Annotated in this window: 14 protein-coding genes; 2 read left to right on the forward strand and 12 right to left on the reverse strand. The window is 72.7% G+C overall.

All coding sequences use genetic code 11. The annotated features are described in order from the left end of the window. Positions 1-23 precede the first annotated feature (23 nt). From gmk to pyrR, 9 genes are all read right to left on the reverse strand, one after another. Positions 24-623 (reverse strand): guanylate kinase, encoded by a 600-nt coding sequence (gmk, locus tag IEZ00_RS19315; protein ID WP_189224684.1) that lies wholly within the window; start codon positions 621-623, stop codon positions 24-26. After that, entirely contained in the window at positions 620-937 is a 318-nt protein-coding gene (gene mihF, locus IEZ00_RS19320; RefSeq protein WP_189224685.1) for an integration host factor, actinobacterial type, read from the reverse strand. The genes gmk and mihF overlap by 4 nt, the downstream gene beginning before the upstream one ends. Before the next feature lie 310 nt (positions 938-1,247). Next, positions 1,248-2,066 (reverse strand): orotidine-5'-phosphate decarboxylase, encoded by an 819-nt coding sequence (gene pyrF, locus IEZ00_RS19325; RefSeq protein ID WP_189224686.1) that lies wholly within the window; start codon positions 2,064-2,066, stop codon positions 1,248-1,250. Next, entirely contained in the window at positions 2,063-5,362 is a 3,300-nt protein-coding gene (gene carB, locus IEZ00_RS19330) for a carbamoyl-phosphate synthase large subunit (protein ID WP_189224687.1), read from the reverse strand. The genes pyrF and carB overlap by 4 nt, the downstream gene beginning before the upstream one ends. After that, positions 5,362-6,474: a glutamine-hydrolyzing carbamoyl-phosphate synthase small subunit gene (carA, locus tag IEZ00_RS19335; protein WP_189224688.1), complete on the reverse strand. Its 1,113-nt coding sequence runs from the start codon at positions 6,472-6,474 to the stop codon at positions 5,362-5,364. Before carA ends, carB begins: the two co-directional genes overlap by 1 nt. Beyond that, positions 6,471-6,962 (reverse strand): PH-like domain-containing protein, encoded by a 492-nt coding sequence (locus IEZ00_RS19340; protein WP_189224689.1) that lies wholly within the window; start codon positions 6,960-6,962, stop codon positions 6,471-6,473. Before IEZ00_RS19340 ends, carA begins: the two co-directional genes overlap by 4 nt. Further along, complete coding sequence (locus IEZ00_RS19345) at positions 6,959-8,257, reverse strand: dihydroorotase (RefSeq protein ID WP_189224690.1); 1,299 nt, start codon at positions 8,255-8,257, stop codon at positions 6,959-6,961. Before IEZ00_RS19345 ends, IEZ00_RS19340 begins: the two co-directional genes overlap by 4 nt. Beyond that, on the reverse strand, positions 8,254-9,189 hold the full coding sequence (locus tag IEZ00_RS19350; RefSeq protein ID WP_189224691.1) for an aspartate carbamoyltransferase catalytic subunit: 936 nt from the start codon (positions 9,187-9,189) through the stop codon (positions 8,254-8,256). Before IEZ00_RS19350 ends, IEZ00_RS19345 begins: the two co-directional genes overlap by 4 nt. Then, a complete protein-coding gene (pyrR, locus tag IEZ00_RS19355; protein WP_189224692.1) occupies positions 9,186-9,758 on the reverse strand; it encodes a bifunctional pyr operon transcriptional regulator/uracil phosphoribosyltransferase PyrR in 573 nt (190 codons plus the stop codon). Before pyrR ends, IEZ00_RS19350 begins: the two co-directional genes overlap by 4 nt. Positions 9,759-10,016: 258 nt before the next feature. Here pyrR and bldD point away from each other — a divergent pair, with 258 nt between their 5' ends. Next, the gene (gene bldD, locus IEZ00_RS19360) at positions 10,017-10,505 is read left to right on the forward strand and encodes a transcriptional regulator BldD (protein WP_015103676.1); all 489 of its coding nucleotides are present in this window, start codon (positions 10,017-10,019) and stop codon (positions 10,503-10,505) included. A gap of 58 nt (positions 10,506-10,563) precedes the next feature. Here bldD and nusB read toward each other — a convergent pair whose 3' ends face one another. From nusB to IEZ00_RS19375, 3 genes are all read right to left on the reverse strand, one after another. Then, a complete protein-coding gene (nusB, locus tag IEZ00_RS19365; RefSeq protein ID WP_189224693.1) occupies positions 10,564-10,983 on the reverse strand; it encodes a transcription antitermination factor NusB in 420 nt (139 codons plus the stop codon). A 1-nt stretch (position 10,984) separates the two neighbouring features. Beyond that, positions 10,985-11,548, reverse strand: a complete 564-nt coding sequence (gene efp, locus IEZ00_RS19370) for an elongation factor P (protein WP_189224694.1) — start codon at positions 11,546-11,548, stop codon at positions 10,985-10,987. 63 nt (positions 11,549-11,611) lie between these two features. Continuing rightward, positions 11,612-12,697, reverse strand: coding sequence for a M24 family metallopeptidase (locus IEZ00_RS19375; protein ID WP_189224695.1), 1,086 nt, complete (start codon positions 12,695-12,697; stop codon positions 11,612-11,614). Positions 12,698-12,846: 149 nt separating this feature from the next. On the opposite strand from IEZ00_RS19375, the gene IEZ00_RS19380 reads away from it, so the two are divergent. After that, positions 12,847-13,248: a hypothetical protein gene (locus IEZ00_RS19380; protein ID WP_189224696.1), complete on the forward strand. Its 402-nt coding sequence runs from the start codon at positions 12,847-12,849 to the stop codon at positions 13,246-13,248. Positions 13,249-13,290 lie beyond the last annotated feature (42 nt).

Below are 13,290 nucleotides of genomic sequence, written 5' to 3' on the forward strand. Positions count from 1 at the left end.
CCGTGCCGCTCGGCGCGCGCTGCTCACGCGCCGGGCACCGGGCCGACCACCAAGTCTAGCAATCGGGTGGCGGCGGACCGAACGTCGGCGTTCACCACGACCTCGTCGAACTCCGGCTCGGCGGCCAGCTCCTGCTTGGCGATGGCCAGCCTGCGGGCGACCACCTCCGGGTCCTCGGTGCCCCGGCCGGTCAGCCTGCGCACCAGGTCCTCCCAGGAGGGCGGGGCCAGCATCACCAGCTGGGCCTCGGGCATCGCGGCCCGGACCTGGCGGGCCCCCTGCAACTCGATCTCCAGCAGCGACGGCAGGCCCGCGGCCAGCGCCCGCTCGACCGGCGCCCTGGGGGTGCCGTAGCAGTTGCCCGCGAACTCGGCGTGCTCCAGCAGCTCGCCGCCGGCGGCCATCCGGTGGAAGGTCGGCGCGTCCACGAAGTGGTAGTGGACCCCGTCGACCTCGCCCGGCCTCGGCTTCCGGGTGGTCACCGAGACGCTGAAGTGCACTCGCGGTGCCATCCGGCGCAGCTCGGCCAGCACGCTGGACTTGCCGACGCCGGAGGGACCGGACAGGACGGTGAGGCGGGACCGGGCGCGTGCGCCCGGCCCCGCCTCGGTGCCACCACTCACTCGGCGCTGAACTCGGTGAGCAGCGCCTTGCGCTGCCGCTCACCCAGGCCGCGCAGCCGACGGCTCGGAGCGATCTCCAGCCGCTCCATGATCTGCTGCGCACGCACCTTGCCGACGCCGGGAAGCGCCTCGAGCAGGTTGGACACCTTCATCTTGCCAAGGACCTCGTCGCTCTCGGCGGCCTTCAGCACGTCCGTCAGAGTCGTGCCGCCACGCTTGAGGCGCTCCTTGAGCTCAGCCCGAGCGCGACGAGCGGCAGCAGCCTTCACCAGCGCTGCGGCCCGCTGCTCCTCGGTAAGCTGGGGAAGGGCCACGATTTCCTCCGTGGTGTGGGAATTTCAATTCTGGATCGGTGCCGCGACCGTACCGAGCGCAATTGCCTGAGTACAACACGGGTCCGTTGTCACCCAGTCAGGTAAATCTTCACAGCGTCTCGGTGGTGCGGCGGGTGGTAGTAGTACCAACACCCACCGACCGGTTCGTCACCGCCACCGGTAACGCTGTGCACACCACCGGTGTGGTATGCGTTCGGCAGATCATGGACCAGTCGGTGGGGAGGACCGTACCAGGCAGCGTTTGCGCAGGTGAGCGGACCACGCGCAGCGTGTCGCGATTTGACCGCGATCACAGCGCCAGCGAGTCGCGCACCCGGCGCGCCGCGGACCGCAGGGAGGCGGTGTCGGGGCCGTGCCGGAGCACGTCGCGGGACGAGGTGGGGAGCACTCCGCGCAGGTCAGGACCGAACAGGGCGCGCAGGTCGGCCACCGTGGCGCCCTGCGCGCCGAAGCCCGGCGCGAGCACCGGGCCGTTGAGCGCGGACAGGTCCAGGCCCAGCTCGGCCAGCGTCGCGCCGACCACCAGGCCCACGTCGCCCTGCGGGTGGGCGCCCGCGTTGGCGCGGGCCGCCTCGTCCACCACCGCCTGCGCCACGCTGCGCCCGTCCGCACCCTCGGCGCGCTGCACCGACGCCCCCTCCGGGTTGGAGGTCGCGGCGAGCACGAACACGCCCCGGCCGCCTGCCGCGGCGGCCTCCAGGGCGGGCGCCAGCGAGCCGAAGCCCAGGTAGGGCGACAGGGTCACCGCGTCGGCCGCCAGCGGCGAGCCGTCGGCCAGGTAGGCGGCGGCGTAGGCGGCCATGGTGGAGCCGATGTCGCCGCGCTTGGCGTCCAGCAGCACCAGCGCGCCCGCGTCCCGCAGCCCGGCCAGCACGCGCTCCAGCACGGCCACCCCCCTGGACCCGTGGGCCTCGAAGAACGCCGACTGGGGCTTGACCACCGCCACCTCGTCGCCGAACGCCTCGACGCAGGTCAGCGCGAACCGCTCCAGCCCGGAGGCGTCCTGGGGCAGCCCCCAGGACGCCAGCAGGCCGGGGTGCGGGTCGATGCCCACGCACAGCGGCCCGCGCCGGGCCACCGCGGCGGCCAGCCGCTCGCCGAACCTCACCGGTCACCCCGCAGCGCGGCCTGGAGGGCCTGCAGCGGCCGCACGCCGATGTCGCCTCGGATGGCCGCCTCGATGCCGTGCACGGCCGCCGCCGCGCCCTGGATCGTGGTGACGCACGGGATGTCCCTGGCCACCGCCGCGGTGCGGATCTCGTAGCCGTCCACCCTCGGCCCGCTGTTGCCGTACGGGGTGTTGATGATCATGTCCACGTCGCCCGCCAGGATGGCGTCGACGATGTTCCCCTCGCCCTCGAAGTGCTTGCGCACCACGGTGCACGGGATGCCGTTGCGGCGCAGCACCTCGGCGGTGCCGGTGGTGGCCAGCACCTCGAAGCCGAGGTCGGCCAGCCGCTTGACGGGGAAGATCATCGCCCGCTTGTCCCGGTTGGCCACCGAGACGAACACCCTGCCCGAAGTGGGCAGCGAGCCGTAGGAGGCGGCCTGGGACTTGGCGAAGGCGGTGCCGAAGGACACGTCGATGCCCATGACCTCGCCGGTGGACTTCATCTCCGGGCCCAGCAGCGAGTCCACGCCCTTGCCCTCGGGGGTGCGGAAGCGGTGGAAGGGCAGCACCGCCTCCTTGACCGCCACCGGGGCGTGCGCGGGCAGCTTCGCGCCGTCGCCGGTGGCGGGCAGCATCCCCTCCGCGCGCAGGTCGGCCACGGTCGCGCCGAGCATGATCCGCGCGGCGGCCTTGGCCAGCGGCACCGCGGTCGCCTTGGACACGAACGGCACGGTGCGCGAGGCGCGCGGGTTGGCCTCCAGCACGTAGAGCACGTCGTCCTTGAGCGCGTACTGGACGTTGAGCAGGCCGCGCACGCCGATGCCGCGGGCGATGGCCAGCGTGGAGCGGCGGACGTTGTCGATGTCGCTCTCGCCCAGGGTGATCGGCGGCAGCGCGCAGGCCGAGTCGCCGGAGTGCACGCCCGCTTCCTCGATGTGCTCCATCACCCCGCCGACGAAGACCTCCTCGCCGTCGAACAGGGCGTCCACGTCGATCTCGATGGCGTCGTCGAGGAACCGGTCGACCAGCACCGGGTGCTCCGGGCTGACCTCGGTGGCGCGCTGGATGTAGCCGCGCAGCGACTCCTCGTCGTAGACGATCTCCATGCCGCGCCCGCCCAGCACGTAGGAGGGGCGCACCAGCACCGGGTAGCCGATCCGGTCGGCGATGGCCTTGGCGGCGTCGAAGGAGGTGGCCGTGCCGTACTGGGGCGCGGGCAGCCCGGCGCGGGTGAGCACCTCGCCGAACGCGCCGCGGTCCTCGGCCAGGTTGATCGCCTCGGGCGGGGTGCCCACCACGGGCACGCCCGCGTCGGCCAGCCGCTGCGCCAGGCCCAGCGGGGTCTGCCCGCCCAGCTGCACCACCACGCCCGCGACCTCGCCGGAGGCCCGCTCGGAGTGCACGACCTCCAGCACGTCCTCGAAGGTCAGCGGCTCGAAGTAGAGCCGGTCGGAGGTGTCGTAGTCGGTGGAGACGGTCTCCGGGTTGCAGTTGACCATCACCGTCTCGTACCCGGCCGCGCGCAGCGCCATGGCCGCGTGCACGCACGAGTAGTCGAACTCGATGCCCTGGCCGATCCGGTTCGGACCCGAGCCCAGGATCAGCACCTTGGGCCGCTCCCGCTGCTCGGTGACCTCGGACTCCGCGTTCGGGTCCAGCTCGTAGGCCGAGTAGTGGTAGGGGGTCCGGGCGGCGAACTCGGCCGCGCAGGTGTCCACGGTCTTGAACACCGGCCGCACGCCCAACCGGTGCCGCAGCGCCCGCACGCCGTCCTCACCGGCCAGTTCGGGCCGCAGCGCGGCGATCTGCCGGTCGGACAGGCCCGCCCGCTTGGCCTTGCGCAGCAGGCGCTCGTCCAGCACCGGTGCGGACTCCAGCTCGGCGCGCAGCTCCACCAGCCAGGCCAGCTGCTCGACGAACCACGGGTCGATGCCGGAGGCCCGCGACACCTGCTCCACCGTCGCGCCCAGGCGCAGCGCGCGGTCCACCGTGTACAGCCTGCCGTCGTGACCGGTGCCCAGCGCGTCCAGCGTGGACTCCAGCGTCACGTCGGGGTCGGGACGGGTCCAGAAGCCGCCCGCCTTGGTCTCCATCGAGCGCAGCGCCTTGCCCATCGCCTCGATGAAGCTGCGGCCGATGGCCATCGCCTCGCCCACCGACTTCATCGTCGTGGTCAGCGTCGGGTCCGCGCCGGGGAACTTCTCGAAGGCGAACCGCGGCACCTTGACCACGACGTAGTCCAGCGTCGGCTCGAAGCTGGCCGGGGTCTCGCCGGTGATGTCGTTGCGGATCTCGTCCAGGGTGTAGCCGATGGCCAGCTTCGCGGCGATCTTGGCGATCGGGAAGCCGGTCGCCTTCGACGCCAGCGCCGAGGAGCGCGACACCCGCGGGTTCATCTCGATCACGACCATGCGCCCGTTGTCCGGGTTGATCGCGAACTGGATGTTGCAGCCGCCGGTGTCCACGCCGACCTCGCGGATGACCGCGATGCCCACGTCGCGCATGTGCTGGTACTCGCGGTCGGTCAGGGTCATCGCCGGGGCCACGGTCACCGAGTCGCCGGTGTGCACGCCCATCGGGTCGATGTTCTCGATCGAGCACACGACCACGACGTTGTCGTTGCGGTCGCGCATGAGTTCGAGCTCGTACTCCTTCCAGCCGAGCACGCTCTCCTCGATCAGCACCTCGGTCACCGGGGACTCGGCCAGGCCGGTGGCGGCCAGCCGCTCCAGCTCCTCCTCGGTGTGCGCCATGCCCGAGCCCAGCCCGCCCATGGTGAACGAGGGCCGGATCACCACCGGCAGGCCCAGCTCCGCCACGGTCTCGCGGACCTCGGCCATCGACCGGCACACCGCGCTGCGCGGCACCTCCGCGCCGATCTTGCGCACGATGTCCTTGAACATCTGCCGGTCCTCGCCGCGCTGGATGGCGTCGACGTCCGCGCCGATCAGCTCGACGTCGTACTTCTCCAGCACCCCGCGCTCGTGCAGCGCGATGGCGGTGTTCAGCGCGGTCTGGCCGCCCAGGGTGGCCAGCACCGCGTCGGGCCGCTCGGCGGCGATCACCTTCTCCACGAACTCCGGGGTGATCGGCTCGACGTAGGTGGCGTCGGCGAACTCCGGGTCGGTCATGATCGTGGCCGGGTTGGAGTTGACCAGGGAGACCCGGATGCCCTCCTCGCGCAGCACCCGGCACGCCTGGGTGCCCGAGTAGTCGAACTCGCACGCCTGACCGATGACGATCGGGCCGGAGCCGATGACCAGCACGTGCTTGAGATCAGTCCTCTTCGGCATCAGCGACCCTCGTCCATCATCGTCACGAACTCGTCGAACAGCGGCGCGGCGTCGTGCGGACCGGCCGCCGCCTCCGGGTGGTACTGCACGCTGAAGGCGGGCACGTCCAGCGCCCGCACGCCCTCCACCGTGCCGTCGTTGGGGCAGAAGTGGCTCAGCTGCACGCGGCCGAAGTCGGAGACGAACTCCTCCCCCGGCTCGCCCTCCAGGGCGAAGCCGTGGTTCTGCGAGGTGATCGCCACCTTGCCGGTGGCCACGTCGATCACCGGGATGTTGATGCCGCGGTGGCCGTAGCGCATCTTGTAGGTCTCCCGGCCCAGCGCCCGGCCCAGGATCTGGTTGCCGAAGCAGATGCCGAACAGCGGCACCCGCCGGTCCAGCACGCCGCGGGTCAGCTCGACCGCGTGCGCCTGGGTGGCCGGGTCGCCCGGCCCGTTGGACAGGAACACCCCGTCCGGTTCGAGCTCCAGCACCTGCTCCACCGAGGACGACAGCGGCAGCACGTGCACCTCGATGCCGCGCGCGGCCATCATCCGCGGGGTGTTGGACTTGATGCCCAGGTCCAGCGCGGCCACCCGGAACCGGCGCTCGCCGATCGCGGGCACCACGTACGGCTCGGCGGTGGTCACGTCGCCCGCCAGGTCCGCGCCGGTCATCTCCGGCGCCGACCGCACGCGGGCCAGCATCTCCTCGTCGGTGCCCAGCTCGTCGCCGGAGAACACGCCCGCGCGCATCGCGCCGCGCTCGCGCAGGTGGCGGGTCAGCATCCGGGTGTCCAGCCCGGAGATGCCCACCACGCCCTGGCGCACCAGCTCCTCGTCGAGGCCGCGCCGGGAGCGCCAGTTCGACGGCACCCGCGCGGGGTCGCGCACCACGTACCCGGCGACCCAGATCCGGCCCGACTCGTCGTCCTCGTCGTTCCAACCGGTGTTGCCGATCTGCGGCGCGGTCTGCACCACGATCTGGCGGTGGTAGGAGGGGTCGGTCAGGGTCTCCTGGTAGCCGGTCATGCCGGTGGAGAACACCACCTCGCCCAGCGCGGCGCCGGTCGCGCCGTAAGCCTCGCCGCGGAAGACGCGGCCGTCCTCCAGTACCAGTGCCGCGTTCGTCATGCCCGTCCTCCCGCGTTCAGCGCGTTCACCCACTGCTCGTACACGTCCTTGTCGTCACCCCGGAAGCCGGTGTCGAACACCTGCTCCCCGAGCTGCCAGCGGACGACCAGCAGGCCGTCCGCGGCCATCACCTTGCCCGCCAGCCCCCGCGCGGTGCGCGCCCCGCGCACGTCCTCCGCGGGGATCCACAGCGGGCTCGCCCCGGTCCGGTCCACCAGCACACCGCGCTCGGTCAGCCTCAGCACCGCCTCGGCGCGGTGGCCGATGTCGCCGACGGCCACCCTGTCCTGCCAGTCGTCGCCGATCGTCGTGCCGACGTATACGCCCGTGGTCTCCATCGTGGCCACACCGGGATCGGCGGGTGGCGACGGGAACGCGGGCAGCGCCTCGGCCTGGCGGCGGGCGCGGCGCTGCCAGCCCCGCCACATGCCGTACAGGCAGAGCAGGAACAACGCCAGCACGGCGAGGGTGAGCAGCAGGCGGGTCATGCGGGAATCCTTCCCGTCCGCGCGGTCACGCGCCCGCGCAGCAGCGTCGCCACCACCGCGCCGGGCAGCTCCATGCCCTCGAAGGGCGTGTTCGCGGCGATGCTGGCGAAGTCCGCGCCGCGCACGGTCCACCGGGCGTCCGGGTCCACCAGCACCAGGTTGGCGGGCTCGCCCACCGCGATCGGGCGGCCCTGGTCGGCCAGGCCCGCGATCTCGGCGGGCCGCTCGGACAGCACGCGGGCCACCCCGCGCCAGTCCAGCAGCCCGGTCTCCACCATGGTCGCGACCACCACCGACAGCGCGGTCTGCAGGCCCAGCATCCCCGGCCGGGCCGCCGACCACTCGCAGTCCTTGTCCTGCACGGCGTGCGGCGCGTGGTCGGTGGCCACGCAGTCGATCACGCCCTCGGCCAGCGCGCGGCGCAGCGCCAGGGCGTCGTCCTCGGTGCGCAGCGGCGGGTTGACCTTGTTCACCGGGTCGTAGGTGGCCAGCCGCTCGTCGGTCAGCAGCAGGTGGTGCGGGGTGACCTCGGCGGAGACCCGCGTGCCGCGCGCCTTGGCCCACCTGAGCACGTCCGCGGTGCCCGCGGTGGAGACGTGGCAGACGTGCAGCCGCGCGTCGGCGTGCAGCGCCAGCAGGCAGTCGCGCGCCACGATCGACTCCTCGGCGGCGGCGGGCCAGCCCGCCAGCCCCAGCCGGGACGCCCGCTCCCCCTCGTGCGCCTGCGCGCCGACGGTCAGCTTCGGCTCCTCGGCGTGCTGGGCGATCACCACGTCCAGGGCCTTGCTGTACTCCAGCGCGCGCCGCATGAGCAGCGGGTCGTGCACGCACACGCCGTCGTCGGAGAAGACCCGCACGCCCGCCTTGGCCATGGTGCCCAGCTCGGCGAGCTTGCTCCCGCCCAGGCCGACGGTCACCGCGCCGACCGGGTGCACGTCGACCAGACCGACCTCCTGGCCGCGCCGCCGCACGTGCTCGACCACCACGGCGTTGTCGGCCACCGGGTCGGTGTTGGCCATCGCGAAGACCGCCGTGTAGCCGCCCAGCGCCGCGGCGGCCGAGCCGGTGGCGATGGTCTCGGTGTCCTCGCGCCCCGGTTCCCGCAGGTGGGTGTGCAGGTCGACGAAACCGGGCAGCAGCACCGCGCCGCTGCCGTCGAGCACCTCCGCGCCGCCGTCCTCTGCGCCGCCGTCCTCGGGGGAGCCGATCGCGGCGATGACGCCGTCGCGGACCAGCACATCCACCGGGTCGCCCTCGCCGTAGGGCCGGACTCCCCTGATCAGCAAGGGGCTCACGAACTCTCCTCCTCGTGGGCAAGCAGGTGGTACAGCACGGCCATGCGCACGTGCACGCCGTTGCGCACCTGGTCGGTGATTGCGGCGCGCGGCGAGTCGGCGACCGCCGAGGCGATCTCCATGCCGCGCAGCATCGGGCCGGGGTGCAGCACCACGGCGTGCTCGGGCAGCAGGCCCAGTCGCCGCTCGTTGAGGCCGTAGGCGATGGAGTACTCGCGGGACGACGGGAAGAAGCCACCGTGCATCCGCTCGGCCTGCACCCGCAGCAGCATCACGGCGTCGTGGCTGGGCAGCTCGGCGTCCAGGTCGTGCGAGACGGACACCGGCCAGTCCGCCACGCCCGCGGGCAGCAGGGTCGGCGGGGCGACCAGCGTCACCTCCGCGCCCAGCGCGGTCAGCAGGTGCACGTTGGAGCGGGCCACGCGGCTGTGCAGCACGTCGCCGACGATCGCGACCCGGCGGCCGGTGAGGTCCTCGCCGAGGCGCTCCCGCAGCGTGGCCGCGTCCAGCAGGGCCTGGGTGGGGTGCTCGTGCATCCCGTCGCCCGCGTTGACCACCGACGTGCCCGCCTCGCGCAGCCAGCCCGCCAGCCGGTGCGCCGCGCCCGAGGCCGGGTGCCGCACGATGACGCAGTCCGCGCCCGCCGCGGCCAGGGTCAGCGCGGTGTCGCGCAGCGACTCGCCCTTGCCGACGCTGGAGCCGCCCGCTGAGACGTTCACCACGTCCGCGCTCATCCACTTGCCCGCGATCTCGAACGACACGCGGGTGCGGGTGGAGTTCTCGTAGAACATCGTGATCACGGTCCGGCCCCGCAGCGTCGGCAGCTTGCGGACCTCCCGGCCCAGCAGCGCCCGCTTGAGGTTGGCCGCGGTGTCCAGGATCGCGGTCGCCTGGGCCGGGTCGATGCCCTCGGTGGACAGCAGGTGCCTCACCGCAGCACCACCCCGTCGCGCCCGTCGAACTCCTCCAGCAGCACGGCCACGTCCTCCGAGCGCGCGGTCGGCACGTTCTTGCCCACGTAGTCGGCCCGGATGGGCAGCTCGCGGTGGCCCCGGTCGACCAGCACGGCCAGCTGCACCGAGCGCGGGCGGCCGTGGTCGCGCAGGGCGTCCAGCGCCGCCCGGACCGTGCGGCCGGAGAACAGCACGTCGTCGACCAGCACCACCAGCCGGTCGTCCACGCCGCCCTCGGGCAGCGAGGTGGCCTCCAGCGGACGGGTCGGGCCGCGGCGCAGGTCGTCGCGGTAGAGGGTCACGTCCAGGGTGCCGACGGCCACCTCGACGCCGCTGAACTCGGCGATCCGGGCGGCCAGCCTGCGGGCCAGCGGGGCACCCCGACTCGGAATCCCCATCAGGACTACTTCGGGTGCGCTGGGTGCATCAAGGGCGGTCTTCTCGATGATCTGATGGGCCATTCGGGCGACGGTGCGCGCGACGTCGCCGGCCGACAGGAGCTCGCGCTCACCGGCCGGGTCCGTCGCGCCACGTTGACGTGGCGCCACGGCTGGACCTCCTTCCCCGCCTCGCTGGACGGGTCCTTAAAGGACGTCGGACACCCGGATGCGACCGGGCTGACCTGCACGGTATCAGGCGATGGCGGTCAGTCTTCCGGGTGGTGAGCGTGGTCTCGCCCACCTGTCGGACCGAGATCAGCTTGACCTGGTGACCACGGAGAGCAATCATTACTCTGCGTATTGATCTAAGCCTCCCCGCGCCAGTCCCCTACCGGCCGACGGGGCGAATGAACGGAGAACCGCCACATGGGCGACTACGCCAAGGCGCTGGGGGCCAAGCTCCGCGCGATCCGCCAGCAGCAGGGCCTCTCACTGCACGGCGTCGAGCAGAAGTCCGGCGGCCGCTGGAAGGCCGTGGTGGTCGGCTCGTACGAGCGCGGCGACCGCGCCGTGACCGTGCAGAAGCTCGCCGAGCTGGCCGACTTCTACGGCGTCCCGGTGGCCGAGCTGCTCCCCGAGGGCCGGGTTCCCTCGGGCGCCGAGCCCGCCACCAAGATCGTGATCAACCTGGAGCGGCTGCAACAGCTGCCCGCCGAGAAGGTGGGGCCGCTGGCCAGGTACGCGGCCACCATCCAGAGCCAGCGCGGCGACTACAACGGCAAGGTGCTGTCCATCCGCACCGAGGACCTGCGGTCGCTGGCCATCATCTACGACATGACCCCCGGCGAGCTGACCGAGCAGCTCATCGACTGGGGCGTGCTGCCCCCCGAGGCCAGGCCCGCCAAGGAGGACTGACGCGACCAGGGCCACTTCCCCGAGGGGAAGTGGCCCTGGAGCGGTACCGCGAATCGGCCTACAGCACGGCCCTGAGCTGGTCGGCGATGACCGCGATGCGGCCGAGCACGCCGTTGACGAACCTCGGCGAGTCGTCGGTGGACAGGCCCTTGGCCAGCTCCACCGCCTCGTCGATGGCCACCGCGTCGGGCACGTCGGCGGCCCACAGCAGCTCGTACAGGCCGACCCGCAGCACCGCGCGGTCCACCGCGGGCATCCGCTGCAGGGTCCAGCCCTCGGAGTGCTCGGAGATCAGGTCGTCGATGCGGGCGCGGTGCGCCGTGACGCCCTCGACCAGCCCGACGGTGTAGTCGTTGACCGGCGGCACGTCGGTGGAGCCCACCCGCTCGGCGAGCAGGGTCACCGCGTCCACGCCCCGCAGGTCCGCCTCGTACAGGACGTCCACGGCGCGTTTCCGGGCCTTGCTGCGTGCGCCCATGTCAGCCGTTCACGCGGCCGAGGTAGCGGCCGTCGCGGGTGTCGACCTTGATCTTCTCGCCGGTGGTGACGAACAGCGGGACCTGGATCTCCGCGCCGGTCTCCAGGGTGGCGGGCTTGGTGCCGCCGGTGGAGCGGTCGCCCTGCAGGCCGGGGTCGGTGTGCTGGATGACCAGCTCGACCGAGGTCGGCAGCTCCACGTACAGCGGGACGCCCTCGTGCGTGGCGACCACGGCCTCCTGGTTCTCCAGCATGTAGTTCGCGGCGTCGCCGACCGTCTCCGCGGGCACCGGGATCTGGTCGTAGGTGTCGCTGTCCATGAAGATGAAGTCGGCGCCGTCCTTGTACAGGAAGGTCATGCTGCGCTTGTCCACGGTCGCCGTGTCGACCTTGGTACCCGCGTTGAAGGTCTTGTCCACGACCTTGCCGGTCAGGACGTGCTTCAACGTGGTGCGCACGAAGGCGCCACCCTTGCCCGGCTTGACGTGCTGGAACGCGGTGACGGTCCAGAGCTGGCCGTCGAGGTTCAGCACCAGGCCGTTCTTCAGGTCGTTGGTGGTGGCCACGGTGGTGGACTCTCCTGTTGAGTGGTTGGGGGCGACGTCGGCGGGACCGACGGACATCCTGCGTCAGACGACCACGAGCTCTTTCGTGGTCAGGGTGAGGAGCTCCGGGGCGCCTGCGCGCACCACGAGCGTGTCCTCGATGCGAACACCACCCTTCCCGGCCAGGTAGACGCCGGGCTCGACGGTGACCGCCATACCGGGCAGAAGTGTACCGCCACCGACCTTGGACAGCGCCGGAGCCTCGTGGATCTGCAGGCCCACGCCGTGGCCGAGGCCGTGCAGGAACTGCTCGCCGTAGCCCGCCCGCTCGATCACCGACCTGGCCGCGGCGTCCACCTCGGACACCGGCGTGCCCACCACCAGCGCCGCCCGGCCCGCCGCCTGCGCGGCGGCCACCAGCTCGTACAGCTCGCGCTGCCAGTCCGCGGCCTTGCCCACCACCAGGGTGCGGGTCATGTCCGAGTGGTAGCCGTCGACCAGCGCGCCGAAGTCCAGCTTCACGAAGTCGCCCGCGCGCACCACCGCGTCGGTGGGCCGGTGGTGCGGCACCGCCGAGTTCGCCCCGGTGGCCACGATCGTCTCGAAGCTGGGCCCGCTCGCGCCGTGGTCGAGCATCAGGGCCTCCAGCTCGCGGGCGATCTCCCGCTCGGTGCGGCCCTCGCGCAGCCCGCCGTGCTCGACCAGCGTCGCCAGCGCCCGGTCCGCCGCCGCGCACGCCATCCGCAGCGCGTCGACCTCGGCCTCGTCCTTGACCAGCCGCAGCTGCTCGACCAGGCCGGGCGCGCGCACCAGCTCGGCGGACCCGGCGGCCTCGGTCAGCGCGTCCAGGGCGTCCACGGTGACGTGGCCGCTCTCGAAGCCGATCCGGCGCGCCCCGTCCTTGGCCGCCCGCTGCGCCATCGCCACGTCGCACGGCCGCTCCACCACCCGCTCCAGGTCCGGCACCTGCTCGGCGGCCTGGGTGAGGTAGCGGCCGTCGGTGCAGAACACCGAGGCCCCGTCGGACTCGGCGCGCACCAGCAGCGCGGCGTTGGACCCGGTGAAGCCGGTCAGGTAGCGGATGTTGAGCAGGTTGGTCACCAGCAGCGCGTCCAGCTCCCGGTCCCGGAGCGTGGCACGCAGCGTGGCACGGCGCGAGGAGTACGGCATACGGGCAGCCTAGAACGCCCGTCCGCGCGCTGCCCCCACCCAAGCGCGTCAGCAAGTACCACCCGACCTCCCCGTGGGGGCAGCTGACCACTACCCGACCGCGTCACTCACGGTCGGAGCGGGCGACCGGCGCGACTTAGGCTGGGACCATGCGAACGTGGCTGGTCCGGGGGTGCTGGACGGGGTTGTTGCACGGCGGCGTGCAGACCGGCACCGCGGCGGTGGCCGTGCACAGCCCCGAGGCGTCGTCGGTCCGCTACATCGCGCTGGCCCTGGTCGTGGCCGTCGGCCTGCTGTGGGGCGGGCTGGACGCCTGGCGCGGGCTGGCGGAGGCCGGACTGGTGTGGTTCCGCTCCGGCCTGGTGGCGGGGCCGCTGGCCGGAGTGCTGGGCGTGCTCGGCGCGGCGCTGCTGGTCGACCAGACCGGGGTGGAGTCCCTCGGCCCGGCGCTGACCGGCGGCGCGGCGTTCACCGCCCTGGTGGTGATGGGCACCGGCGGCCTGGGCGCCGCTCTCGGCCGCGCCCTGCCGCAGCCGCGCGCCGACCGGTGACGCCTGCCGGTTGCCCAGGTCAGCGGCGCAGGTCAGCGGCGC

It is taken from the genome of Saccharothrix coeruleofusca (assembly GCF_014648515.1).
GTDB classification, from domain to species: Bacteria; Actinomycetota; Actinomycetes; order Mycobacteriales; family Pseudonocardiaceae; genus Actinosynnema; species Actinosynnema coeruleofuscum.